Origin of the sequence: Thioclava kandeliae, from assembly GCF_040297545.1 — a bacterium.
GTDB lineage: Bacteria > Pseudomonadota > Alphaproteobacteria > Rhodobacterales > Rhodobacteraceae > Thioclava > Thioclava kandeliae.
Map to the genome: position 1 here is coordinate 388961 of NZ_JAYWLC010000002.1, position 25361 is coordinate 414321.

General features: G+C 62.6%; 23 protein-coding genes. 5 read left to right on the forward strand and 18 right to left on the reverse strand.

The window, feature by feature from the left end:
* Positions 1 to 22 precede the first annotated feature (22 nt).
* From VSX56_RS04530 to cynS, 3 genes are read left to right on the forward strand one after another with little or no spacing between them, the layout of a single operon-like run.
* Positions 23 to 874 carry a formate/nitrite transporter family protein gene (locus VSX56_RS04530; protein WP_339113369.1) on the forward strand — a complete coding sequence of 284 codons (852 nt, stop codon included), beginning with the start codon at positions 23 to 25 and terminating at the stop codon, positions 872 to 874.
* A gap of 60 nt (positions 875 to 934) precedes the next feature.
* Positions 935 to 2605, forward strand: coding sequence for a bifunctional protein-serine/threonine kinase/phosphatase (locus VSX56_RS04535; protein ID WP_350935143.1), 1671 nt, complete (start codon positions 935 to 937; stop codon positions 2603 to 2605).
* Between the two features lie 21 nt (positions 2606 to 2626).
* On the forward strand, positions 2627 to 3091 hold the full coding sequence (cynS, locus tag VSX56_RS04540; RefSeq protein WP_339113367.1) for a cyanase: 465 nt from the start codon (positions 2627 to 2629) through the stop codon (positions 3089 to 3091).
* 103 nt (positions 3092 to 3194) lie between these two features.
* Here cynS and VSX56_RS04545 read toward each other — a convergent pair whose 3' ends face one another.
* From VSX56_RS04545 to VSX56_RS04575, 7 genes are all read right to left on the reverse strand, one after another.
* Complete coding sequence (locus tag VSX56_RS04545; protein WP_350935146.1) at positions 3195 to 4361, reverse strand: ABC transporter substrate-binding protein; 1167 nt, start codon at positions 4359 to 4361, stop codon at positions 3195 to 3197.
* Positions 4358 to 4942 (reverse strand): ANTAR domain-containing response regulator, encoded by a 585-nt coding sequence (locus VSX56_RS04550; protein ID WP_339114424.1) that lies wholly within the window; start codon positions 4940 to 4942, stop codon positions 4358 to 4360. Before VSX56_RS04550 ends, VSX56_RS04545 begins: the two co-directional genes overlap by 4 nt.
* A gap of 103 nt (positions 4943 to 5045) precedes the next feature.
* On the reverse strand, positions 5046 to 7691 hold the full coding sequence (locus tag VSX56_RS04555; protein WP_350935148.1) for a molybdopterin-dependent oxidoreductase: 2646 nt from the start codon (positions 7689 to 7691) through the stop codon (positions 5046 to 5048).
* Positions 7692 to 7717: 26 nt separating this feature from the next.
* A complete protein-coding gene (locus tag VSX56_RS04560; RefSeq protein WP_350935150.1) occupies positions 7718 to 8956 on the reverse strand; it encodes an NAD(P)/FAD-dependent oxidoreductase in 1239 nt (412 codons plus the stop codon).
* A gap of 6 nt (positions 8957 to 8962) precedes the next feature.
* Positions 8963 to 10636, reverse strand: a complete 1674-nt coding sequence (locus tag VSX56_RS04565; RefSeq protein WP_339113363.1) for an ABC transporter ATP-binding protein — start codon at positions 10634 to 10636, stop codon at positions 8963 to 8965.
* A 5-nt stretch (positions 10637 to 10641) separates the two neighbouring features.
* Positions 10642 to 11733: an ABC transporter permease gene (locus VSX56_RS04570; RefSeq protein WP_339113362.1), complete on the reverse strand. Its 1092-nt coding sequence runs from the start codon at positions 11731 to 11733 to the stop codon at positions 10642 to 10644.
* Between the two features lie 84 nt (positions 11734 to 11817).
* A complete protein-coding gene (locus VSX56_RS04575) occupies positions 11818 to 13185 on the reverse strand; it encodes a CmpA/NrtA family ABC transporter substrate-binding protein (protein WP_339113361.1) in 1368 nt (455 codons plus the stop codon).
* A gap of 398 nt (positions 13186 to 13583) precedes the next feature.
* On the opposite strand from VSX56_RS04575, the gene VSX56_RS04580 reads away from it, so the two are divergent.
* On the forward strand, positions 13584 to 13832 hold the full coding sequence (locus VSX56_RS04580; RefSeq protein WP_339113360.1) for a hypothetical protein: 249 nt from the start codon (positions 13584 to 13586) through the stop codon (positions 13830 to 13832).
* Here VSX56_RS04580 and VSX56_RS04585 read toward each other — a convergent pair whose 3' ends face one another.
* The 6 genes from VSX56_RS04585 to VSX56_RS04610 form a co-directional block, all read right to left on the reverse strand.
* Positions 13833 to 14981, reverse strand: a complete 1149-nt coding sequence (locus tag VSX56_RS04585) for a trans-sulfuration enzyme family protein (protein ID WP_350935155.1) — start codon at positions 14979 to 14981, stop codon at positions 13833 to 13835. It lies immediately after the preceding gene.
* A gap of 124 nt (positions 14982 to 15105) precedes the next feature.
* Positions 15106 to 17007 carry a bifunctional sugar phosphate isomerase/epimerase/4-hydroxyphenylpyruvate dioxygenase family protein gene (locus tag VSX56_RS04590; protein WP_350935157.1) on the reverse strand — a complete coding sequence of 634 codons (1902 nt, stop codon included), beginning with the start codon at positions 17005 to 17007 and terminating at the stop codon, positions 15106 to 15108.
* 66 nt (positions 17008 to 17073) lie between these two features.
* Entirely contained in the window at positions 17074 to 18348 is a 1275-nt protein-coding gene (locus VSX56_RS04595; RefSeq protein ID WP_339113357.1) for a TRAP transporter large permease, read from the reverse strand.
* Between the two features lies 1 nt (position 18349).
* The gene (locus VSX56_RS04600) at positions 18350 to 18877 is read right to left on the reverse strand and encodes a TRAP transporter small permease (protein WP_350935160.1); all 528 of its coding nucleotides are present in this window, start codon (positions 18875 to 18877) and stop codon (positions 18350 to 18352) included.
* Between the two features lie 70 nt (positions 18878 to 18947).
* On the reverse strand, positions 18948 to 19958 hold the full coding sequence (gene dctP, locus VSX56_RS04605; protein WP_339113355.1) for a TRAP transporter substrate-binding protein DctP: 1011 nt from the start codon (positions 19956 to 19958) through the stop codon (positions 18948 to 18950).
* Positions 19959 to 20014: 56 nt separating this feature from the next.
* On the reverse strand, positions 20015 to 20887 hold the full coding sequence (locus VSX56_RS04610) for a shikimate dehydrogenase (RefSeq protein ID WP_339113354.1): 873 nt from the start codon (positions 20885 to 20887) through the stop codon (positions 20015 to 20017).
* A 138-nt stretch (positions 20888 to 21025) separates the two neighbouring features.
* Between VSX56_RS04610 and VSX56_RS04615 the strand changes: the two genes are divergently transcribed.
* On the forward strand, positions 21026 to 21694 hold the full coding sequence (locus VSX56_RS04615) for a TetR/AcrR family transcriptional regulator (RefSeq protein ID WP_339113353.1): 669 nt from the start codon (positions 21026 to 21028) through the stop codon (positions 21692 to 21694).
* Positions 21695 to 21727: 33 nt separating this feature from the next.
* Here the strand turns inward: VSX56_RS04615 and VSX56_RS04620 are convergent, their stop codons facing one another.
* The 5 genes from VSX56_RS04620 to pcaD are packed head-to-tail and all read right to left on the reverse strand — an operon-like array spanning position 21728 to position 25319.
* Positions 21728 to 22804 (reverse strand): 3-carboxy-cis,cis-muconate cycloisomerase, encoded by a 1077-nt coding sequence (locus VSX56_RS04620; protein WP_350935164.1) that lies wholly within the window; start codon positions 22802 to 22804, stop codon positions 21728 to 21730.
* Positions 22794 to 23393, reverse strand: a complete 600-nt coding sequence (pcaG, locus tag VSX56_RS04625) for a protocatechuate 3,4-dioxygenase subunit alpha (protein ID WP_350935166.1) — start codon at positions 23391 to 23393, stop codon at positions 22794 to 22796. Before pcaG ends, VSX56_RS04620 begins: the two co-directional genes overlap by 11 nt.
* A 2-nt stretch (positions 23394 to 23395) precedes the next feature.
* A complete protein-coding gene (gene pcaH / locus VSX56_RS04630; RefSeq protein ID WP_339113350.1) occupies positions 23396 to 24148 on the reverse strand; it encodes a protocatechuate 3,4-dioxygenase subunit beta in 753 nt (250 codons plus the stop codon).
* A complete protein-coding gene (pcaC, locus tag VSX56_RS04635) occupies positions 24148 to 24540 on the reverse strand; it encodes a 4-carboxymuconolactone decarboxylase (RefSeq protein ID WP_339113349.1) in 393 nt (130 codons plus the stop codon). Before pcaC ends, pcaH begins: the two co-directional genes overlap by 1 nt.
* 2 nt (positions 24541 to 24542) lie before the next feature.
* On the reverse strand, positions 24543 to 25319 hold the full coding sequence (gene pcaD, locus VSX56_RS04640) for a 3-oxoadipate enol-lactonase (RefSeq protein WP_339113348.1): 777 nt from the start codon (positions 25317 to 25319) through the stop codon (positions 24543 to 24545).
* Between the last annotated feature and the right edge of the window lie 42 nt (positions 25320 to 25361).

Consider the following 25361-nt stretch of genomic DNA (forward strand, 5'->3'; position numbering starts at 1 on the left):
CATAAAACAGGGATCTCATATCATGTCGTATATCCAACCCAAGGAATTCGCGGCCAAGATGGTCGATGCCGGTGAAGGCAAGATCTTCATGTCCACCAAGGACACGCTGATCCGTGCCTATATGGCAGGGGCCATTCTGGCGCTCGCGGCGGCCTTTGCCGTGACCATCACCGTCAATACCGGACAGCCGCTCGTGGGCGCGCTTCTGTTCCCCGTGGGCTTTTGCATGCTCTACCTGCTGGGCTTTGACTTGCTGACCGGCGTGTTCACCCTTGCGCCCTTGGCAGTGCTGGCCAAGCGTCCGGGTTGCACTTGGGGCGGGGTGCTGCGCAACTGGGGTCTGGTCTTTGTCGGCAATTTCGCCGGTGCCATGACCACTGCCGTGCTGATGGCGATTGTCTTCACCATGGGCTTCTCGGCAGAACCCAATGCCGTGGGCCAGAAGATCGGCCAGATCGGTGAGGCACGGACGCTGGGCTATGCCGCAGCCGGTGGAGCGGGTATGCTGACCGTCTTCGTCCGCGCCGTGCTGTGCAACTGGATGGTCTCGACCGGTGTGGTGGCCGCAATGATGTCGAACTCGGTCTCGGGCAAGATCATGGCGATGTGGATGCCGATCCTCGTCTTCTTCTACCTCGGTTTCGAGCATTCGATCGTCAACATGTTCCTGTTCCCGTCGGGGATCATGCTGGGTGGCCAGTTCACCTGGGCCGACTACCTGCTCTATAACGAGATCCCGGTTGTTCTGGGGAACCTCGTGGGCGGTCTGACCTTTGTGGGTGGCATGATCTACATGACCCACTTCAAGGAATCGCCCAAGCGCAACGCGACCATCTCGCGCAATGGCGACGCGACCGGCGTCGCCGCCGAGTAATCCCGCCGCTACCAGAGGCCCCGCCGCAAAGGTGGGGCCTTCCGCTTTCCGGAGATCTCCATGAAACCGATGCGCGCCTCTCTCAAGGTCACTCTGGGCCAGCTGTCCGTCGCGGGTGTGAAGCCCGAAAATCAGGACCGTGCCGGCGCCATGCTGAGCGATCTGGCGGGCCACGGGATCAGCCTCGTGCTGGCCGATGGGATCTCGACCTCCAATCTGGGGGCGGAGGCGGCGGAGTTCGCCGTGACCTCGTTTCTCAACGATTATTACGCCACGCCTTCGTCATGGCCGGTGGAGACCGCCGCGCGTGGTGTCATCTCGGCGATCAATGCAGCCCTCTGGGGGCAGAACGCGGCCCTTGCCGATATCGAGCGCGGCCATGTTACGACATTCGCGGCACTGGTGGTGAAAGACCGCATCGCGCATTGCCTGCATCTGGGCGATAGCCGGATCTCGCGTGTGGAAAACGGGCGCCTTATGCCGCTCACGCGTGACCACAAGACGGGGCGTTCGCTTGATCGGGCCTTGGGGATCGGTGCCAGAGCGGAGGCGGGATATGTTGCATTGCCGGTGGCGGAGGGGGAGCTGTTGGTGCTGACCACCGACGGCGTGCACGAGCATCTGTCGCCCGAGGCGCAGGACGTCGCGCTTGCGCTCCAAGATCCCCAAGAGATTGCGCAGATGCTGGTCGATCAGGCGCTTGTGGCAGGCAGCACCGACAATCTGACAGTTCAGGTCCTGCGCGTTGATAGCCTGCCCGAGGCCGATACGCCCCTGCCGCAGGATCTGGTTCTGCCATCCTTGCCGCGGGCGGGGGAGATGCTCGAGGGCTACCGGATCATCCGGCAGGTGCAATCCACTGCGCGCAGCCATATCTATCTGGCCGAAACGCCGGAGGGCGCACGGGTCGCACTGAAGATCCCGAGCGCCGAGATGGCCGAGGACGCGACCTTCCGCACCGGTTTTCTGGCCGAGGAATGGGCCGCGCGCAGGGTGCGCTCGGACCATGTGCTGCGCGTGCCGGAGCCGCGTCCGCGCCAGCATCTGTTCACCGTCTCCGAATGGGTCGAGGGGCAGAGCCTCCGGCAATGGATGACAGACAATCCACATCCCGAACTGGCACAGGTGCGCGCGCTTTTACGCCAGATCGTGCAGGGTGTGCGGGCGCTACACCGGCGCAACATGATCCATCAGGACCTACGTCCCGAGAATATCATGATCGATACCGAGGGCACCGTGAAGGTTATTGATCTCGGCTCCGTCGCGGTGACGGGGGTCGAGCGCACGGCCGCTGGCGGCTTGGGGCCTCAGGCGGGCACCTATCAATATACTGCGCCCGAATATCTCTCGGGCGATCAGGTCAGCTGGCGGTCGGATCAATATGCGATCGGGGTGATCGCTTATGAAATGCTGACGGGCCGTCTGCCTTATGGCGCACAAGTGGCCCGCATCCGCTCGCGCAAGGATCAGGCGGCGTTACGCTATGCCTCGGCTCGCGATGACGAGAGCGGTGTGCCAGCATGGGTGGATCAGACGTTGGCCCGCGCGCTCCACCCCGATCCGAGCCGCCGCTACGACGCGCTGACCGAGTTCCTCGTGGATATGGAGCGCCCGAATCCGGCATGGCGGTCCGGAGCGCATCGACCACTGATGGAACGCAATCCGGTTCTGTTCTGGCAGGGGGTCAGTGCCGTTCTGGCGCTTCTCTGCCTTTATCTTGCCGTCCGATGACGGCCAATCAGGGAGAGTGAGATGAAAGATCTGATGACCGAGAGCCTGACCAAGGAAGACGCGACCGCGCTGATCTTGCAGGCCAAGAAGCGCAAGGGTTTGACATGGGAAGGCATCGCCGAGGCGATCTCCATGTCACCCGTCTGGACCCATTCGGCGGCGATGGGCATGAATGCTTTCCCCGAGCCCAAGGCGCGTGAGCTGATGGCGCTTCTGGACCTGCCAGCCGAGGCCATTGATGCGCTGACCGAAAGCCCCACCAAGATCTGGGATCAGGCCGTTCCGACCGACCCCTGCATCTACCGGCTCTATGAAATCGTGGGCGTCTATGGCCCGACGGTGAAGGCGCTTATCCACGAGAAATTCGGCGATGGCATCATGTCGGCCATCGACTTCGATATGAAGATCGACAGGGTTCCGAGCGAGAAAGGCGACCGTGTAAGGATCGAGATGTCGGGAAAATACCTGCAATATAACTGCTGGTGAGCCACCTGCCGGACCCATCCGGCCAGATTTCCCGAGAGTTTACCTCTGACTGGGCCCGGAGCAAGCTCCGGGCATTTTTCTGTCTCTGGCTCAGGGTCTGGCTTCAAGGTTCGGGGTCGAAGACCTGCCCGTCGAAGAAATGGTCGGGCGACAGAATTACGCGGCCCCTCTCGGAGGGGACGGCGGTGGGTTGCGAGATCGCGCCTTCGAGCTTTTCCGATGCGCCGGGCAGATCCGCCCCCAGATCGCGCAGGTGGCGGCGATAGATATCGGTGCGGAAACAGGCCTTGCCGGTCCTGATGGCCTCCGCCTCGTCCAGCCCCAGACGGCGTGCGATCCGCATCGCGATCCAGCCCGCCTGCGAGCGCCACGGGAAGCCCACGGCCCCCTCCTGGAATGTCAGGAAATGCGGATCCTGCCGGATCTCGCCCCCGCCCGAGATGAAGAAGCTGCCATTGAGCCCGCGTTCGATCAGGTTGACGGGCAGATCCAGATAATCGGGGCGCGCCATAATCTCGGCGGCGGTAGCGCGTTTGCGCGGACGGTCGAGCCATGTGCCCGCCCGCCAGAGCGCGCGCAACAGCTTGCCCGACAGCTCGGGGTTGTCGTCGGCCCAGCCCCCGCGCACGGCCAGCACCTTTTCGATGGCCGATCGCCGGATGGCGCTAGTGGGCAGCAGAAGCGTTCCGACGCCATTCTCCACCGACAGCGAGCCCCATGGCTCGCCCACGCAGAACGCGTCGATCTCGCCTGCGGCCAGCGCATCGGCCATCAATGGCGGCGGCACGGTATTGACCGCGAGCATCGCAGGATCGCTCAGCCCGCAGCTCTCGAGCCAGTAATAGAGAAGCTCGGCATGCATAGAGAAGGGGAAGGGCACACCCACGCGCAAAGGCTTACCGAGTGCCAGAAGGGCCTCGCCCGCCATGCGCGCATCGCGGAAATCGAAACCATGGCCGCCCGCCCGCATCTGTTCGGCGATAACATTGCTCACGCCGATCACATTGCCGCCGGTATTCATCGCGGCAATCGCCTCGATCCGGCCTTCGGGCCCACTGAGCCCCAGCGCCTTGGCCACCGGCACCGGTGACAGCAGGTGGGCGGTGTCGATCAGCCCCAGCATCAGATAGTCGCGCATCACCGACCAGGAGGGCAGTTTTACGAGATCCAGATCGAGCCCTTCCTCCGCGGCAAACCCCATCTCGCGGGCGACGATCAGCGGTGCGGCATCGGTCAGCGGCAAGAATCCCGCCTTAATGGTCTGTATCATGCCAGAAGCCCCGCCGTCGTCACCAGCGCCTCGGCCACTTCGGAGACCTTGCGCCCGCGATCCATCGCTGTCTTGCGCAGGAGGGCATAGGCCTCGTCCTCCGAGATGCCGCGCGCCTTCATCAGGATGCCCTTGGCGCGGTCGATCAGCTTGCGCTCCTCGAGCGCGCGCTTGGTGGTCTCCAGTTCGGTGCGCATGCGATTGAACATATTGAACCGCGTGATCGCCGCATCGAGCACGGGGCGCACGCGATGCGCCTGCAGCCCGTCGACCACATAGGCCGACACACCCGCCTCGATGGCGGCGCGCGTCAGGCTATCGTCGGATTTGTCGACAAATATCGCAACGGGGCGTTCCAGCGGGCCGGAGGTCGCTGCGAGATCCTCGAGAATATCGCGCGAGGGGCTCGAGAGGTTGATCAGCACCACATCGGGATTGCGCTCCGCAATATGGCGCGCAAGCCCCGCGGATTCGGAGATGACCGCGATTTTCACGGACGTGTCCTGCGAGAGAAGATCGACGATCTGCATCGCGCGATCGCGGTCGGATTCGACCAGAAGAATGGAGAGCTCGGCTTTCATGAAGGCAATCTGAGCCAGTTTCGGCATAGGCGCAAGAACTGCGTGGAAAAACTGCGGGCGGGTTCGGAAACCCGCCGGTTTTACTGGTGAAATAAGAGGCGTTTCAGGCTCTTAGCTTGGGGATTTCGGCTTTTGCGAGCAGCCCTGCCAGCTCGGAGCGGCACGACCCGCAATTGGTGCCGGCCTGCAGCGCGGCCCCGATCGCCTCGACGCTCATCAGATTTTGCGAGGTGATCGCCTCGAGGATCGTGTTCATGCCGACATTGAAGCAGGCACAGATGATCGGACCCGGATCGGGACGGTCTTCGGGAGCGCGGCCCGAGAGTGCCTGAGGGGCGGATTGGCCGGGCAGGGTGGTCAGATAATCGCGCATGACCGCCACCGGCTCGCGCGAGACAAAGAGCGCCGCTTGCAGCACGCCATTCTGATGGAAGGCCATACGGATCATGCCACGCGCCTCGTCGCGCAGGATCTGGACCGGACCCTCGGGCAGCCCGAACAGCGCGCGCGCCCATGCTTCCCAATCGGCGGGGCGGCGCGATCCGGCGAGTTCGGCGCGATAACCTGCCTGTGTGGGCGCATAGGCCTGATAGTCGCACTCTGCGCGCATCGGTTTCTGCGAGATCGCGAAACCATACCAGTCCGCCTCGAACCGATCGGCCCGGACCACGGCGGCCTTGCTTTCGGGTTGGCCCGAGACGGGGTCGGTGACCGAGGCCACCAGCGCATCCACACGGGCCGAGGGCGCGGTCTCGCCCGTCCAGTGGATCGGCGCAAAGACATCGCCCTTGCGGGTGGCCTCGGTGATCAGCGCACGGAAGATGCCCTGACCGGTGGGTGAGGTCAGCCGCACCAGATCAGCCGGTTTGATGCCCTTGGCCGCGGCGTCCTCGGGATGGATCTCCACAAAGGGTTCGCCCAGATGCGCCGAGAGCCGCGCGGTCTTGCCGGTGCGTGTCATCGTATGCCACTGGTCGCGGATACGGCCCGTATTGAGCCGCAGTGGATAGCGTTTCTCGGTTTTCGCAGCCGGTGCGCGATAGGTCACGGCCAAAGCACGGGCGCGGCCATCGGGGGTGAAGAACGTGCCATCGGCAAAGAAGCGGCCGCCCTGACGGGTGGCACTCACCGGCCAGCGGGTGGGTTCGAGCGCGTCGTAATCGCTTTGGGAAAGGCTCTCGAAGCCGGAGATATCGAAATCGCGGCCAAAGCGGGCGGCCACATGCGAGAGCGCGGCATATTCGCGGAAGATTTCGGCTGGGTGCTCGTAATCGAAAGCGCGGGGCCAACCCATTCGCCGGCCCACTTCGGCGATCTGACGCCAGTCCTCGCGGGCCTCGCCGGGGATAGGCAGGGCAGGGCGCTGGCGCGAGATCGTGCGGTCCGAATTGGTGACGGTGCCGTTCTTTTCGCCCCAGCCGGCGGCGGGCAGAAGCACATGTGCCAGACGCGCGGTATCGGTGGCACGGGTCACATCGGACACGACCACAAAGTCACAGCCTTTCAGCGCCTCGGCCACGCGGTCGGCATCGGGCATCGAGACCACCGGATTGGTATGGATGATCCAGACCGCCTTGATCTTGCCCTCGCCGATGGCGCGGAACATATCCACGGCCTTCAGACCTGCCGCGACCGGCATTTCGGGCGCATCCCAGAAGCTGCGCACCGCCGCGCGATGGTCGGCATTCTCCAGATCCAGATGGCAGGCGAGCATATTGGCAAGCCCGCCCACCTCGCGCCCGCCCATCGCATTGGGTTGGCCCGTGACGGAGAACGGGCCACAACCCGGCAGGCCGATACGGCCTGTGGCCAGATGGCAGTTGAGGATCGCATTCACTTTATCGGCGCCCGCCGAGGACTGGTTCACGCCCTGGCTGAAGATGGTGACCACCTTCTGTGTGCCGATCCACAGATCATGGAAACGCGCGATTTCCTCGGGCGAAAGGCCGGTGACGGCGGGGTCGTCCATCTCGGCATTGCCCACCGCCTCGTCGAGCCCGGCGATATGGGGCTCGAATTTGGGGTCGACCGCACCGCGCCGGGCGATCTCGGCGAGAAGCGAGTTGAAGAGCGCCACATCGGTGCCGGGCTTGAGCGCCAGATGCAGTTCGGCCTGATCGCAGCTCGCGGTGCGGCGCGGGTCGATCACGATGATCTTCATCTCGGGGCGCGCGGCTTTGGCGGCCATGATGCGCTGGTAGAGGACCGGATGGCACCAGGCGAGGTTCGAGCCCGTCAGCACGATCAGATCGGCCTCTTCCAAGTCGTCATAGGTGCCGGGCACGGTATCGGTGCCGAAGGCGCGTTTATGACCCGCCACGGTTGAGGCCATGCAGAGCCTTGAATTCGTGTCGATATTGGCGGTGCCGATAAAGCCCTTGGCGAGTTTGTTCACAAGGTAATAATCCTCGGTCAGGAGCTGCCCCGAGACATAGAAGGCCACCGAATCCGGCCCATGTGCGGCGATGGTCTCCTTGAAACGGGTCGCCACCAGATCCAGCGCCTGATCCCAGTCGGCGGGGCGGCCATGGATCTCGGGCGCGAGCAAGCGGCCCTCGAGCCCGACCGTCTCGGCAAGCGCCGAGCCCTTGGAGCACAGCCGCCCCTTATTGGCCGGATGGTCGGGGTCGCCCTTCACCTCGAGGCCGAGGGCCGTATTGCGCAACAGCACGCCGCAGCCCACGCCGCAATAGGCGCAGGTCGAGCGGGTCCAAGGGGTGTCATTCAGGGACAGATGGGTGTCTTTCATGACCTTGATCCTTCTTAAGGAGGGGCTTAACCGGCGAGCGAGCACCGGCTTGGCTGGGCTGTGGCATTGGCCGAAACCGGCCCGAAGATCAGCGCTTCGCGCAGATCCGATATATCGGCCCCGTCACGGATCAGTCCGTAATAGAAACCGCCATGTTCGGTATCGCCATAGATCACGGCGCCGACGAGCTTCTCGCCCGCGATGACGAGGCGCTTGTAGATCCCGTCTTCCGGCGCACTGAGCAGGATTTCCTCGCGGTCCGGCCCATCGGCAAAACAGCCCGCCGAGAAGAGATCGCACCCGGTGACCTTCAGCTTGGTCGAGGTCTCTTTCGGGATGTAGCGTGTATCGCCGCCCATCAGATTGGCGGCCAGAACCTCGGCCTGATCGTAAAGAGGCGCGACCAGCCCGAATAGCGCACCATTCAGCTCGATACATTCGCCAAGCGCGAAAATGCTCGGATCCGAGCTGCGCAGATGGTCATCCACGGTGATCCCGCGGCCGACCGCGAGCCCTGCGGCCTGCGCCAGCGCCGTAGCGGGGCGGATGCCCACCGCCATCACCAGCAGATCACAGGGCAGGAGGGTGCCATCCTTGAGACGCAGCCCCGCCACGCGGCCATCGGGGCCTGCCACGATCTCTTCCGAGGCCGTATTGCAGCGGATCTTCAGACCCCGCGCCTCCAGCGTGCGGGCCAGCATTGCCCCCGCTGCCGGGTCGAGCTGGCGCTCCATCAGATGGCCTGCAATATGGATCACGGTCACATCCATACCCCGCGCGGCCATTCCGGCCGCAGCTTCCAGCCCCAGCACTCCGCCACCGATGACAATGGCGCGGGTGCCTTTTTTCTGGCCGATCATGACTTGCGTATCGTCCCAGTCACGCCACGAGATGACGCCGGGGAGATCATGGCCGGGCATGGGGATCACGAAGGGGTTGGACCCCGTCGCGATCACCAGCCTGTCATAGGGCACTGGGCCGTGCTCGCCCATGACAGTCTTCGACGTGCGGTCGATCGAGGTGACACGCTCGCCGAAGCGGGGGGTGATCCCGTGGCGCGCATACCACTCGGCATCATGGGTCACGATCTCTTCGTAGGTTTTCTCGCCCGCCAGAACGGGGGAGAGCATCAGCCGGTTGTAATTGCCGCGGTCTTCCGCGTTGAACAGGGTAATCTCGAAGGCGTCAGGGGCGGTGTTCACCAGATGCTCCAGCATCCGCCCCGAGGCCATTCCCGCACCGATAACGACCAGACGCGTCTTCATCGGCCCTTACTCCGCCGCGATCTTTGCGGGGCGCTTGGGCTTTGCGCCATGCTCGTATTCCTCGAGGAAATCGAGCACTTCCTGACGGTAGTGATAGTAGTCGCGGTGATCGAGCAGCGCCTTGCGGGTGCGCGGGCGCGGCAGTTTCACATCGGTTATCTTGCCGATGGTCGCCTGCGGGCCATTGGTCATCATCACCACGCGGTCGGCCAGCAGGATCGCCTCGTCCACATCATGGGTGACGCAGATCGCAGTGACCTTGGTGCGCGACCAGACCTCCATCAGCACCTCCTGCAGCTCCCAGCGGGTGAGGCTGTCGAGCATACCGAAGGGCTCATCGAGCAGCAGCAGCTTGGGCGAGAGGGCGAAGGCGCGGGCAATCCCCACACGCTGCTTCATGCCGTTCGACATATCGGAGGCGGATTTGTCCATCGCATCGGCGAGGCCCACGCGCTCGAGATAATATTCCACCACATCCTGACGCTCGGCGCGGCTGGCATTGGGATAGACCTTGTCCACACCGATCGCCACGTTCTCCTTGGCGGTCAGCCAGGGGAAGAGGTTGGGCGACTGGAATACCACGGCACGCTCGGGGTCGGCGCCCTCGACATGGATACCGTCGAGCTTGATCGCGCCCTTCGAGATGCCGTTGAGCCCCGCGCACATGGTCAGCACGGTGGATTTGCCGCAGCCCGAATGGCCGATGAGGCTGATGAACTCGCCCTTCTGCACATCGAGATTGAAATCCTCGACCACGGTCAGCGGGCCTTTCGGTGTGGGGTAGATTTTGTGGAGCTGCGAGAATTGCAGGTATTTCTCGTCATTCAGGCTGCGGCCTGCCTCTTCATAGGCTTTGGGCAGCGCGTGAATCGGGGTGACATTGGGCAGGCTGCGGGTGCCGGCAGCCGCCGCCTCGATCCCCGCATCCATCAGATATTTGGTGACGCGCGCGCGCAGGGCATGGAAGCCTTCGTCATGGTTCATCTCGGTCCGGTCACGCGGACGCGGGATCTCGACGCGGAACTCCTCGCCCAAAGTGCCATCGGGATTGAGCGCGATGATCCGGTCGGCCAGAAGGATTGCCTCGTCCACATCATTGGTGATCAGCACGCAGGTCTTCTTGTCGGCATCCCAGATCTGTTCGATCTCGTCGGCCAGATTGGCGCGGGTCAGCGCATCAAGCGCCGAGAGCGGCTCGTCAAGAAGCAGCACCTCGGGGTTCATGGCGAGCGCACGGGCCACGTTCACCCGCTGGCGCATGCCCCCCGACAGCTCGGCAGGGCGGCGGGTTTTGGCATGCGAGAGCCCCACCATCTTGATGAAATGGTCGACCTTGGCCTTTTTCTGGTCCTGCGTCAGGTTCGGGAAGACAGCATCCACCGCAAGGCGCACATTGCCATCCACCGTCAGCCAGGGCATCAGCGAGTAGTTCTGGAAGATCACGCCACGCTCGGGGCCAGGGCCGGTGATTTTCTGGCCGCGGAAGGTGACCTGACCGCGGGTGGGCGTATCAAGCCCCGCCATCAGATTGATCAGGGTGGTCTTGCCGGTGCCGGAGAAGCCGAGGAGCACGAGGAACTCGCCCTCTTCGACACTCAGGTTGATATTGCGCAGGACATGGGTGGCGTTGGTGCCGTCGCCATGGCTTTTCGAGACGTTCTGGAAGTCAATGATACCCATGGCGCTCACCGGTTGTTCGAGAAGGTGAAGAGCGACTGCAGAGCGAACATCACGCGATCAAGCAGGAAGCCGATGATGCCGATGGTGAGAACTGCGACGATGATCCGGGCCAGCGATTGCGAGGAGCCGTTCTGGAACTCGTCCCAGACGAATTTGCCAAGACCGGGGTTCTGCGCCAGCATCTCGGCGGCGATCAGCACCATCCAGCCCACACCCAGGGACAGACGCAGACCGGTGAAGATCAGCGGCAGGGCGGAGGGCAGAACCAGCTTGGTGATCTTGGTATAGGTGTTCATTTTCAGAACCTTGGAGACCGAGATCAGGTCCTTGTCGATGGAGGCCACACCGAGGGCCGTGTTGATCAGTGTGGGCCAGAGCGAGCAGAGCGTCACGGTGATGGCCGACACGAGGAAGGATTTGGCAAACAGCCCGTCATTGGTGGCATAGAGCGCCGAGACGACCATGGTCACAATCGGCAGCCATGCCAGCGGCGAGACCGGCTTGAAGATCTGCACCAGCGGGTTGATGGCCGCATTGGCATAGGGCGAGAGGCCGGCGAAGATGCCCAGCGGAATGGCGATGGCCGAGCCGATCAGGAAGCCGAAGAACACGGTTTTGATCGAGGTCCAGATCTGGTCGTAATAGGAGGGCGCGCCGGTATAGGGGATGTCCCTGACCTGATCGGCCTTGCCGGCCGCAATCAGTTTCTCGTTGCGGGCCTCGACGCGCGCGTAATGGCTGTCGCGTTTCTCGGCCTTGGCGATGGCGTCGTCATTCAGCGCCACAGCCTCGCCCCAGACGGCCACAGGGCCGGGGATCGCACCGAGCGAGGTCTGCACTTTGGGCGCCAGCGTGCCCCAAGCCACGAGGAAGGCCACGATGGCCAGAACCGGCACGCCCAGAAGCTTCCAGATCTCGCGCCCCTGGGTGCGGGGGTTGTCGCCTGCCATGATTTTCAGGATCGGGGTGATCCAGGCCAGACCCAGCACCTTGAACCAGCCATCGGCGCGGTTGATGCGGGTGAACATGCGGGCGCGGCGTTCTTCGCGGGCCTTGGTATCGGTCGTTTCAAGCGATTGCGGGTCGATGGCGGTCATGATCGGATCCTTTGGGGCGATATGGCGTCTGGATGCCGGAGGAATGGGGGGAATGTCCGGCGGGCTGGCCGCCGGACGGTGCGCTTAGCCTTTGACTTCGGCGCCTTCGACGGTCTGTGCGTCTTTCAGGCCGATGGGCAGGCTGTCGATATAGGCGTTGGGCTGTTTGCCGTCATAGCCGATGCCGTCGATGACATCCGCAGCAGGGGTCGGCGCCTTGTAGCCGTCGCTATCCCAGGGGAAGTCGGCCTCGCTGGCTTTGCCTTCCTCGACCAGCATACGGGCGGCTTTCAGGTAGATCTCGGGCTTGTAGACCGATTTCGCGACCTCGTCATACCAGGTGTCGGGATGGGCTTCGGGGATCTGGCCCCAGCGGCGCATCTGCGTCAGATACCATACCGCGTCCGAATAGAAGGGATAGGTCGCGTTGTGGCGGAAGAAGGTGTTGAAATCGGGGACGTCGCGCTTGTCGCCCTTCTCATACTCGAAGGTGCCGGTCATCGAGTTGGCGATGACCTCTGCATCGGCGCCGACATATTCGGGGCGCGAGAGGATTTCCACGGCCTCGGGACGGTTGGCGTTGTCGTTCTCGTCGAGCCAGATCGCGGCGCGGATCAGCGCCTTGGTGATGGCGATCGTCGTGTTGGGGTTCTGGTCGATGAACTCGGCGGTCAGGCCGAAGACCTTCTCGGGGTTGTTCTTCCAGATCTCGTAATCGGTAACGACCGGCACGCCGATGCCCTTAAACACGGCCTGCTGGTTCCACGGCTCGCCCACGCAATAGCCCGAGATGGTGCCTGCCTCGAGGGTCGCGGGCATTTGCGGCGGCGGGGTAACGGACAGGAAGACATCCGCGTCGATCTGGCCCTTCACGTCTTCGGGCGAGTAATAGCCCGGGTTCAGGCCACCAGCCGCCAGCCAGTAGCGCAGCTCGTAGTTATGGGTCGAGACGGGGAAGACCATGCCCATGTTGAAGGGCTTGCCTGCGGCTTTGTATTTTTCAACCACCGGCTTGAGCGCCTCGGCGGAGATCGGGTGCTTGATCTTGCCATCCGCGTCTTTCGGCAGATTGGCCTTCATCTCGTTCCAGACCTCGTTCGAGACGGTGATGCCGTTGCCGTTGAGATCCATCGAGAAGGGGGTGACGATATGGGCTTTGGTGCCATAGCCGATGGTCGCGGCGATCGGCTGGCCCGCCAGCATATGCGCCCCGTCGAGCGTGCCGGAGATCACGCCATCCAGCAGCACTTTCCAGTTGGCCTGCGCCTCAAGGGTGACAAAGAGGCCCTCATCATCGAAATAGCCCTTTTCATAGGCCACGGCGAGCGGTGCCATATCGGTCAGCTTGATGAAGCCGAAGGTCAGCTGGTCTTTTTCGAGATCCAGCATTTCTGCAAAAGTCGGGCTTGCAAGAAGGGTGCTGGCGGCGAGGCCGAGGAGAATTTTCTTCATGTCACTTCCTTTGCGGGCTGCCATGCAGCAAAGCCGAAAAATAAAAAAAGCCGCCGATGACCAGGCCATGTTTCGGGCCAGTATCATCGAGCGGCTTTGCTCATAGTCCCAGTCAGCGGGACGAAATTCTGTGTCGCGGCGCCATTGCCGGGCGACACGTTCTTTGTGACAGATTCGCGGGCTGCGCGGGGAGGAAATCTGAGCAGCTAGGAACGAATTTTCTAAAAAATCGCCATACAGATCAGATTTTCATGCAGATCGACATCAATCGTTCAAAAAAATGGCGCTTTGCAAATGGCGTGCGGAGAAAAATCCTGTCGAATTTGATGGGCCTGCTTCCTTTTCGGACGGTGCCACGACATAGCTCGGTTGCTGTTTCGACGAATGGATAGGGTAAAATGCGGTTCTCGATCGTTCTGGCAATGTGTGTGATTCCGTTTGTGGGGGCCGCGCAGGAGGCCTCCCTGCCAGTGCCTTCGGCTGCGGCAAAAACCTTCCTCGACCGGCTGGAGGTCTTCGGCGGGCACAAGGGGGAGGTCTATGCCGCCTGCTGCAAGACGTGTCATGCTGGTAAGGCCTGCGGGAATAGCTGTATCAGCCGTTCCAAACAGTGCCATAAAGGAGCGGGCTGCGCCTGCGACGGCTGATCAGGGCGCCAGCGCCGCAAAGAACCGCACCAGATCCTCGCGCAGATCGGCAGGGTCCTCCATGCCGATCGACAGCCGCAGATAGAGCCGTGGGTCGGGAGGAGTGCGCCCGTCGACGCTCATCGGTGCGATCAGGCTGCGCGTGCCGCCCCAAGAGGCGCCGATCGCGAAAACCTCCAGCGTATCGAGTGCACGGGGAAGGTGAGCTGCCTGCTCCGCGGTCAGCACCACCGAGAACAGCCCTGATCCGGCGCGGAAATCGCGCGCCCAAAGGGCGTGGTCGGGATGCGAGGGGAGGGCAGGGCAGAGCACCGGATAATCATGGCTGCTTTCGATCTCGCGCGCCAGTTCGGTTGCCACACGGCCCGCATGTGCGAGCCGCACCGCCATCGTCTCCAGCCCGCGCAGCACCAGCGAGACCGCATCGGGCGCGGTATGATAGCCCAGCATTCGCATCACATCGCGCAGGGCCTGATATTGGGCACGTTCGCGTACCGCCACCGACCCCATCAGCAGGTCGGAATGCCCGCCCGCATATTTGGTCAGCGCCTGCATCGAGAAATCCACCCCATGCGCCAGCGGTTTGAAGAGCAGGGGCGTGGCCCATGTATTGTCGATGCCGGTCTGGATGCCCTTCGCGCGGGCCACCGCTGTGATCGCGGGAATGTCTTCCAGTTCCATCGTCGTCGAGCCGGGGCTCTCCATCCAGATCAACCTTGTCTCGGGGCGGATATGGGCGGCGATCCCCGCACCGATGCGTGGCGGATAGCTGGACCATGTCACCCCGCGCGGCGCCAGAAAATTACGGCACAGGCCCGCCACGGGGGGATAGGCGGACTCGGCGATAAGCACATGATCGCCCGGTTGCAGGCAGGCCAGAAACACCACGGCAATCGCCGCCTGTCCCGAGGGCAGGATCGCGCAATACGCGGCCCCCTCCAGCGCAGCCAGCTGCGCCTGCAGGATGCGCTGGGTGGGGGTGCCGTGCAACCCGTAGGAATAGCCATCCAGATCGCGCTTTGTGCGGTTGGTATAGTCCTGCGCGGTCTCGAAGACGATGGTCGATGCGCGCTGTGTGGCAGGGCTGAGCGAGGCATAGCCGCTGTCATCAATCGCGGGATGGTGGACGGTGCGGGTTGCGTCGCGCATAGGGGCCTCATTGGTTAGACCCCACACCAAGCCCTGACGCCGGACAATCGTCAAGCCTCTCCATGTCGGCCCCGCCCGAGACTGAGGAGGAAGAAGGCGGGGCCGCTTTCCGGGAGGAAAGGTCTTAGCGTTCGGGCATGCCCTTGATACGGCCCAGACGTTTCTGGGCGGCAATGCGGAACGGAGCATTCGGGCCCCCGAAACCGCGATAGCCGGTGGCGCGCTGGACGAGTTCGAAGAACACCCCGCCGGCCATCTGCTTGGAGAAGATCTGGAAGAACTCGCCCCGTTCGTCGCGGTCATAGAGGATATTGGCGGCCTTCATACGCTCCAGCAGCTCGGGCTGGAAATCGAAACGGGCCGCAAGATCGGCATAGTAGTTGGGCGACATAGGCAGCGCCTCGAAACCGCGCGCGGCCAGATCGTCGGCGAGCGCGAAGAGGTCTTCGGTCTCGAAGGCGATGTGCTGGACCGAAGCACCAAAGCTGCGGGCAAGGAACTCGCCTGCCAGCGTGCGCTGGGTCTCGGCGCCGTTCAACGTGAGCCGCAGCGCGCCATCGGAGGCCTCGACAATCTGGCTGCGCACCAGCCCGTCGGGGTCGATCACATCCACCATCGGCGATTTCTGCATGTCGAAGAGCGTCGAGTAGAACAGCGTCCAGCTGAGCATCTCGTCATAGGACATGGTCTGGGCGAGGTGGTCGATGCGGGTCACGCCGAGGGCCGCGGGCTTTGCCCCTGCGATCGGCTCGAACTCGACATCCCAGACGCGGTCATGGCCTTCCTCGTCGCCGATGAAATGCACGACGGAACCACCGAGGCCGCGGATTGCGGGCAAAAGGATCTCGCCCGGAGCGATAGGCTGCTCGAATGTATGCGCGCCGAGTGCGGTGGCGCGGGCCACTGCATCGGCGGCAGAGCCGACCTTCAGACCGATATCACAGACACAGGTGCCATTGGCGACCCACGCCTTGCCGGCATGCCCCTCGGTCTCGGCATTGATGACGATGCGCACATCTCCCAGCTGCCACAGATCGAGCGCCTTGTTGCGATGCTTGGCCATGCGGGTGAAACCAAGGGTGCCCAGCAGTTTGGCCAGATCATCGCGCGCCTCGCCTTGGGCGGCAAATTCGACAAAGGCGAAGCCCTTGGTGGGCACACGCGGCGGCATCGGCACAGGCTCGAGCGCAGGCGCCAGCGCCACATCGGGTTCGGCGCGGCGGACATCATCCATTAGCGCCACCAGTGAGCGGTAGCCATCGCGGGCGATGGTGCGGGGATTGCCGCCACGGAACTGGTCGTTGAAGATCTCGAGGCTGACAGCCCCCGAATAGCCGGTGGCCGCGACCGCGCGCATGAAGCGTTCGACCTCCAGATCGCCTTCGCCCGGCATATTGCGGAAATGGCGCGACCAATACAGCAGGTCCATATCGATTTTCGGCGCATCCGCCAGCTGCACGAAGAAGATCTTGTCGCCGGGGATGGAGCGGATGCTCTCGGGGTCGATGCCGCGGCCCAGCGTGTGGAAGCTGTCGAGGATCAGGCCGATATTGTCATGGTTCGCGCGGCGCACGATTTCCCATGCGTCACGGTGGTCGTTCACATGACGGCCCCATGCCAGCGCCTCATAGCCCACGCGCACGCCCATATCCTTCGCGATTACGCCCAGCTCGGCAAAATCATCGGCGGCGCGGTCGATGCCGCCCAGACTGCGCGGATGGCAGGACGAGCAGAAGAGCACCAGATCGGTGCCCAGCTCGCGCATCAGTTCGAATTTGCGTTTGGCGCGGTCGAAGGCCTTGGAGCGTTCGGGCTCGGGCAGACATTCGAAATCGCGGAAGGGTTGGAACAGCGTGATCTCGAGACCTTTGTCGCGGATCATCCGGCCCACTTCTTTCGGACCACCGTCAAATGCGAGAAAATCCTGTTCGAAGATCTCGATGCCGGAATAGCCCGCTTCGGCGATGGCCGACAGCTTTTCGGTGAGAGAGCCGGAGATCGAAACGGTCGCAATCGAGGTCTTCATGAATAACTCCAGAGGAATTTGAGGCGTAGAGGGGCGAAAAGGAGGGCCGTAGCCCTCCTTTTCCTATTAGTAACCGAGAATGGTCGGGAGGAAAGTCACCGTTTGCGGCACGAAGGTGAGGATCGCAAGCACCAGTACCTCGACAAAGAAGAAGGGCATGATCTGCTTGATGAGCCGTGCCATTCCGACTTGGGCGACCCCTTCGGCCACGAACAGACACAGGCCAAGCGGTGGCGTGATCAGGCCGATCATCAGGTTGAAGATCACGATGATCCCGAAATGGACCGGATCGACGCCAAGGCCCACCGCGATCGGATGCAGGATCGGCACCAGCACCAGCATCGCCGCGATCCCTTCGAGGAACAGGCCCACCACAAGGAAGAGGACCATGACCGCCAGCAGGAAGGCCGTTTTGCTATCGACATTGGCCAGCACCCATTCCGTCAGCATATTGGGCAGGCGGTTATAGGTAAGGAGCCAGTTGGCCGCCGAGACGGCCCCGATGATGATCAGGATGACCGAGCTGTCGCGCATCGCATCGCGGAAGATGCGGGGTAGGGCGGAGATCTTGATATTGCGGTAGACGAAAACACCCAGGAACAACGCATAGGCCACAGCAAAGCTTGCCGCTTCGGTTGGCGTCACGATGCCCAGCAGGATCGAGCCCACCACGAAGACCGGCATCAGGAGCGGCGGGATCCCCTGCAGGATTGCCTGCATCGCGGGTTGCTGCGGCAGATCGTTGGCAGGGGCGTTCTTGTCGATCTTCACGGTCAGCATGACCCAGATCGACAGGAAGATCGCCAGAAGGATGCCGGGCACCACGCCTGCCATGAACAGGGCAGGCACCGAGACGCCGGAGACGATCAGCGCATAGATGATGACGGGGATCGAGGGGGGAATGATCGGGCCGATCACCGAGGACGCGGCGGTGAGGGCGGCAGCATAGGCGCGGTCATAGCCGTGTTTTTCCATTTCGGGGATGAACACGCGGCCGATCGCCGAGGTATCAGCCACAGCCGAACCCGACAGGCCTGCAAAGATCACCGAGGCCCAGATATTGACCAGCGCCAGGCCGGCGCGCAGACGGCCTACGAGCACATTCGCGAAAGCGATGATACGCGAGGTGATACCGGATTCGGTCATCACTTCGCCTGCCAGCACGAAAAGCGGGATCGCCAGCAGCGGGAAGGAGTTCATGCCCTTGAACATTTCGGTCGCCACAAGGCGCATGGCATAGGGTGCCTCGCCCGTGGCCATGAAGAACATGAGAGCGGCGATGATGGAGATGGCGATCGGAACCCCGATCAGTAGGCCGACGATGAGAATGATAAAGGCCATGTCAGAGACTCCGCAGCGTGCCAAGACGCTCGATGAATTTCAGAACGGCGGCCACGGCCAGAAGCGCGCCGCCGATGGCGATGGCATATTGCCATGTGCCGACCTTGCCGACCCAGACCAGCGCGTCGATGCCGGTATGTTGGGCCAGCCAGTTGCCGGTGGATTTAAGCCCCGAAGCGGCCAGCTTGCCGCGTTTCATCGCGAAGCTATGGCCTGCATAGGCCAGCAGCAGGCCCGAGACGAAGGTGATCACATCGACGAAGAGATACAGGGTCTCGCGGGACTTGCGCGAGATCATGTCCACGAGGATCGTGAACCGGATATGGTTGTCGTTCAGATAGGCCAGCGCAAGGCCGAACATCACCCCGTAGATGGTCAGGTAGATCGGCAGCTCTTCGCCCCATGGGACCGATTGCCCCACAAGATAACGACGTAGCGAGTTGATGAAGATGATCGCGAAGACGAGGGCCATCGACAGACCGGCAAGGAAGCCGAGAATGCGACGGGCGCCATTGATCAGCGTCTGCATGGGGAAGGCCCTTCCTGGACGACAGTGGCCGGCGCGCCCGGACGCGCCAGCCTGACTTGTTACAAACGGGTTATTCCTGCGTGTCGGCTACAGCCGTCTGCAGACGGTCGATCCATTCCGCATCCGGACCCAGTTCTCCGCGCAGGTAGTCGATCACGGCGGGTTGCGCCGCATCGGCGAAGGCCTTGATCTCCTCGGTGGTCGGCGAATAGACCTGCATGCCCTCTTCCTGCACCTTCTTCACGCCATCGGCAGTCGACCATTCCTGGATCGCGCGGCCCATGGTGCCCGCGATACGGGCGGCTTTCGATACGACTTCCTGATCGGCGGGGGAGAGGCCCTCATAGAACTCGTCCGAGATCACGATGAAGTCCGCGCCATAGACGTGGCCGTCGAGGGTCATGTATTTCTGCAGCTTGTGCAGGCCGTTGTTATAGATCGTGCCAACAGGGTTTTCCTGACCGTCAACCACGCCGGTGGACAGCGCGTTGGGCAGTTCGGTCCATGCGATCGGGGTCGGCTCGCCGCCCAGCGACTTCACCATTTCCAGATAGAGCGGGATCGGCTGCACACGGAACTTCAGGCCCTTCATATCCGCCGGAGATTTGATCTCGCGGGTATTGTTGGTGAAGTTGCGGAAACCCGTCTCGCCATAGGCCAGCGTGCGCAGGCCGGTCTCGTCGAGGCAGTGCTCTGCCAGATCCTTGCCGAACTGGCCGTCCAGCACATCCCATGCAACGGGGGCCGAGGAGAAGATATAGGGGATGTCGAGAACGGAGGCTGCGGGGCAGACCTTCGACATTGCGCCCGAGACGATCGCCACCTGGGTTAGGCCTTCTTGTGCCTGTGCAACAAGTTCGTCCTCGTTGCCGAGGGCGCCTGCGGGGAACAGCTCGACCTTCAGGTCGCTCTCGCCCTCGACGATATTCTTGAAGATCTGGGCCGCAGCACCTTTTTTCGAGGTCTGCCAGTCATCGGGGTCCACATGGGCCACGCGAATGGTGGTTTCGGCCTGAGCCGCGCCTGCGAGACCGATGGTCAGTGCGGCCAGTGCCGCGGTTGCCTTGAGATTGAAACGCATGTCATCCTCCCTAGATTGCGTTCGGGTCTCCACTCATCTCCCTGAAGAGTGAAGCTTTACTTATCGAATTCCTCGAACCGTGCCTTCATCCGCGCACCATCGGCGGTGCGGCCGGTGAACAGTTTGAAGGCATCGATGGCTTGCCCCACAGTCATTCCCGAGCCGGGCATCACGCGTGCGCCAACTGCGCGCGCTTTGGCCAGAAGCTCGGTTTCGAGCGGGAAATAGACGATATCGGCCACCCACATATCGGCGCCCAGGAAGCTCTCCGGCACCGACATGCCCGGCAGTTTGGCCATGCCCATCGGCGTGGCGTTGACCATGCCCTGCGGGCGGTTCGCACCGGTCAGCTCGTCGGTCGAGGCAACGGCCACAACTTGGGTCGCCGGGCGGTTCTTGGCGACCTGCGCGGCCAGAGCCTGCGCGCGCGCGGGGTCCACATCGGTGATCGACAGGCGCTTGGCACCGCAATCGCACAGCGCATGGGCCACGGCCACGCCCGCACCACCGGCACCCACCAGCAGCACATGGTCATTTGGCGCATCGCCCAGACCGGCACGGTAGCCCGCGGCAAAACCCGTCATGTCGGTATTATGCCCGATGCGGCGGCCATCCTTGAAGACCACGGTATTCACCGCACCTACGGAACGCGCGCCCTCGGACAACTCGTCCAGAAGCGCAATCACTTCCTGCTTGTAGGGGTAGGTGATGTTGAGCCCGTCATAGCCCGCCTTCTCGGCGCCGACCAGCATCTGCTCGAGGGTCATCCCCTCGCGTAGCGGGTCGTCCATATCAAGTTTGTTATACAGACCGACCATGCCCTGCGCCTTTGCTTCGGCCATATGCATCGCGGGGGTGCGCGACTGGCCGATGCCGCGGCCGATCAGGCCTGCCAGCAGGGTATCCTTGGTCTGGATTGCGGTATTCATGTGTAATGTCCTCCCGCGTCGGGACTCCCGATCCGACGTGTTGACATAGTGATGGACCAGCGGGTTAATTTCGTCAAGAAGAATGTACCCGCTGGTCCATTGTAGAGTCTGGCGGTTATGAAGAGGGAGGAGAAAGTTATGGGTGTCGGAGGAAACCCCCGTGGCTGGAAGCAGAACCCAGAGGCTGTGAAAGCCGATATTCTGGCGGCGGCGCAGGAGGAGTTCGCGCGCCATGGTCTCTCGCGGGCGAGGCTGCAGGATATTGCCGAGAGAACGAAGACATCGAAGCGGATGATCTTCTATTACTTCAAGGATAAAGAGGCGCTTTATCAAGAGGTTCTCGAGAACGCCTATCGCAAGGTGCGCGAAGGCGAATGTGCTTTGGATGTGGACAACCTACCGCCCATCGAGGCGCTGGAGAAGCTGATCGGGTTCACATTCGACCACCATAAGGCGAACCCCGATTTTGTGCGTTTGGTTATGATTGAGAATATCCATGACGGTCGCCACATCCGCCAGATGGCCGAGATGCCGCATACCAATAAGCCAGCGGTTTTGCTTCTGGAGCGAATCTGTCAGGCGGGAATCGCGCAGGGTGTTTTCCGTGAGGATGTCGATCCGCTACGGGTTCACTGGCAGATTTCGGCGGCGAGCGTGTTCAATGTCGCCAACGAGATTACGTTTTCGGCAAATTTCGGGAATAATTTCTATACCCCCGAGGGACAGAGCTGGATGCGGGCCGAGGTGATCCGCACCATCGTGCTGTCGGTTCTGAAGGCGGGCACGCCGATTCCTTCGCCCAAGTAACCGAAAAGGCCCGCCGGTGGGGCGGGCCTTTCCTTATCCGATGCGGTTGATCCGCTCGCAGATGGTCTGGGCGGCAGTGGTCGCGCGGCCTGTGGCCTGTGCGATCTGCGGCAGCACCATCCATTCGAGCGTCCAAGCCGTGCCCGAGCGTTCCTGTTCGTGGATCATTGCCTGATGCATGGCCGAGACCTGCACCGCGTTGAACCGTGCCAGCGTCACCAGTAGTTCGGGCAGAACGGGATTCTGCTTATGCGGCATGGCCGACGACCCGCCGCCGCCCGACATGGCGATCTCGTCAATGCCTTGCTGGGCCATCAGGCAGATATCCTGCCCCATCTTGCCCAGAGTGCCGGTAATCAGCGCCATCAAACTGGCGGCTTCGGTCACCGAGCCGCGCATCGCATGCCATGCCCGTGGCGCATCTTCCAGATCCAGCGCCTGTGCCATATCGGCAGAGACCATCGCGGCCTTGTCTTTCAGTGCCTTACGGTCGCCAGACGCACCGCCCAGCTGCACCCGTGCAACCCGCGGCATCAGCGCGTCGATGCGTTCGATATGGGTGGCCAGCGGCATCATCCACGGCGCGATCCGGTCGGCCACGGTAATCTCGGTCGCGGCCTGCATACGGGTGCGGCCCATCAGGGGCTTGGCGCCATAGACCTGCACCAGCGTGTCCATCGCGTCCTGCAGCCTCTCGAGCCGCGCACGCAACAGGCGCAACGTATCACGCAGGCTGAGGATCATTGCGGTGTCGATAACATCCTGCGAGGTCGCGCCCTTATGGACCGCCTCCGAGGCATGGCCCGTAGCCTTTTTCAGTTCGGCCACCAATGCCGGCACCACAACGCCGTCATTTTCCTGCCCCTTGCGCAGGGCCGCCATATCGGGCGTGGCAGTCTCGATCCTGCTGGCGGCTTCATCGGCCAGATCGGCATCGAACAGTCCCGCCCGGCCCATAGCGCGGCTGAAGGCGGCCTCAAAGGCCAGCATATTCGCAAGCTGACGCTCCGGAGACCAGAGCGCCATGACTTCGGCATCGGCAAAAGAGCCCGAGAGCCACGGGTGGCCGAACACATCGGCCGCCCCGTTTTGAACCAGATCAGATGTCAAGGAACACCGTCTCCCCTTCGCCCTGAAGGCGGATGTTGAAGCGGTATCTGCCATCCGCTTCCTTTTTGGCGATCAGCGTCTCGACGCGCGGGCGCTGTTCGATACGTTTCAAGAGCGGGTCCTCCGAGTTGTCCTCATCCTCGAAATAGATCCGTGTCTGAAGCCCGATATTGATCCCGCGGGCAACGACCCACAGCGAGATATGCGGCGCGCCAAAGCCACCGCCCCGCAGCGCCACCTTGCCCGGTTTGACCGTGCGCAGAGTGAATTCACCGGTCTCGGCATCAGCGGCAAAACGGCACCAGCCCGAGACTTTGGGGTCGGCGCCCTCCTGACCTGCAAACTTGCCGGAGGCATCGGGCTGCCAGCTCTCGATGAGCGCATCGCGCAACGTCCAGCCGGTGCCGTCAATGACTTCACCGACGATCTCGATGATCTCGCCTTCGGCGCCCTCCTCGATGGGCGAATGGCCCAGTTCGCTGTCATAGATCTGGCCGTTGCCTGTATAGCTGGGCATCAGGCCGATATGGACATAGGGGCCTGCGGTCTGCGAGGCGCTTTCCTGAAGAGTGTCGAGTTGTTGAACCATGATTACATCCCCTCGATACGGTTTTCGAACATGGTCTGGCGGCGACCGCGCAGCACGATGTCGAACTTGTAGGCAAGATAGTCCAGCGGGCGCGAATGCGCCATGTCGAGCGGAGCCACGAGACGGTCGAGCGAAGCGCGGTCCTTCACCGTTTTGGCGATCGGGCAGAGATTGATCAGCGGATCACCCTCGAAATACATCTGGGTGATCAGGCGCTGGCCGAAGCTGTGGCCGAAGACCGAGACGTGGATATGCATCGGGCGCCAGTCATTGCCGCGGTTGGGCCAGGGATAGGCGCCGGGGCGGATGGTCAGGAACTGGTAATAGCCGTTCTCGTCGGTCAGCGTGCGTCCGCAGCCGCCGAAATTGGGGTCGAGCGGCGCCAGATAGCCGTCTTTCTTGTGGCGGTAGCGGCCACCGGCATTGGCCTGCCAGATCTCGACCAGAGTGTTGCGCACCGGGCGGGCGTTTTCATCCAGCACGCGGCCATGCATCATGATCCGCTCGCCGATGGCGGGGGCGGCGCCACGGTTCCAGTTGAGGATCAGGTTGTTATCATATTGCCCGAAAGCCGAGTGGCCGAAGGTCGGACCGGTTTCCTCCGAGAGCCCGGATTCCATCGCCAGAAGCGGCTGGTTGGGCGAGCGTGCCACCGATGTCTTGTAGCCCGGATCGTAAGGGACGGGGTGGATCTCGCGGTTGCGCGGGATCAGCGGGCCCTGATCGGCCTGCAGTCTTGCCAGCGGGTGGGTCATTATTTGCCTTCCTCCTCCTGTTCGGCAAAGACCTGCTTTGCCAATTTGATCGCATGGTTGGCCTTCGGCACGCCGGCATAGACCGCCACATGCAGGAAAGCTTCCATGATATCGTCACGCGAGGCACCGGTATTGGCGGTGGCGCGCACATGCATCGGGATCTCCTCGAAATTTCCCGTGGCGGCCAGAAGCGCCAGTGTCAGCATCGAGCGTTCGCGTTTGGTAATTTTATCCGACGACCAGACATTGCCCCAAGCGGTCTCGGTGATCAGCGTCTGGAAGGGCTCGTCAAACGGAGTTTTGCCCGCTTCGGCGCGGTCCACATGGGCATCGCCCAGCACGGAGCGGCGGGTTTCCATGCCTTTGTCATAGCGGAAGCTTTTCTCGGTCATGGTCAGATCCTGTTGAAGAAGGCCGCGATAAGCTCGGCCGTGTGTTTGGGGTGTTCGACGCAGGGCAGGTGGCCCGCATTCTCGATCAGATGGAACTCGGCATTGCACAATGCGGCCGTCGCCCGCACCAGATCGGGCGGGGTGGAGCCATCCTGATCGCCCGCCATTGCCATCACCGGCAGGGTCAGGGCGCGGGTGCTCTCGGTGAGGTCCGCCGCCGCAATCGCCGCACAGCAGGCGGTATAGCCGAAGTCATCGGTGCGGATTAGCATGTTGCGCCATAGCGCGAACTGGTCGGTCTTGCGGAAAGCGGGCACGAACCAGCGCTCGAGGATCGCGGCCTCGAGCGACACGATCCCGTTCTCGCGGATCGCGTTGATGCGGGTGGTCCACATCTCGGGTGTGCCGATCTTGGCGGCGGTATCCATCAGCACCAGCGCGCGCATCAGATCGGGGCGGGTGGCGGCCAGTTCTTGGCCGATCATGCCGCCGATCGACAGGCCCACGAAGTTGAGATCCCTTAGCCCATAGGCGTCGCAGAGCGCCGCGATATCTTCGGCCAGCTCGGCAATCGTAAGATCGGCTGCGGGCGCATCGCTCAGGCCGTGACCCGGTTTATCCAGACGCAGCACACGCCATTGGCCCGGAAGGGCCGCCAAAAACGCGTCCCAGACCCGGAGATCGGTGCCGAGAGAATTCGACAGCACCAGAACGGGTGCGTCTTCCGGCCCGTCAAGCCGGTAATGGACCTTGCGGCCCATACGATCAAAACTGTGCATGAATAGTCCTCCGAGCGTTGTTTTTTCATAAGCCCGCGTGTG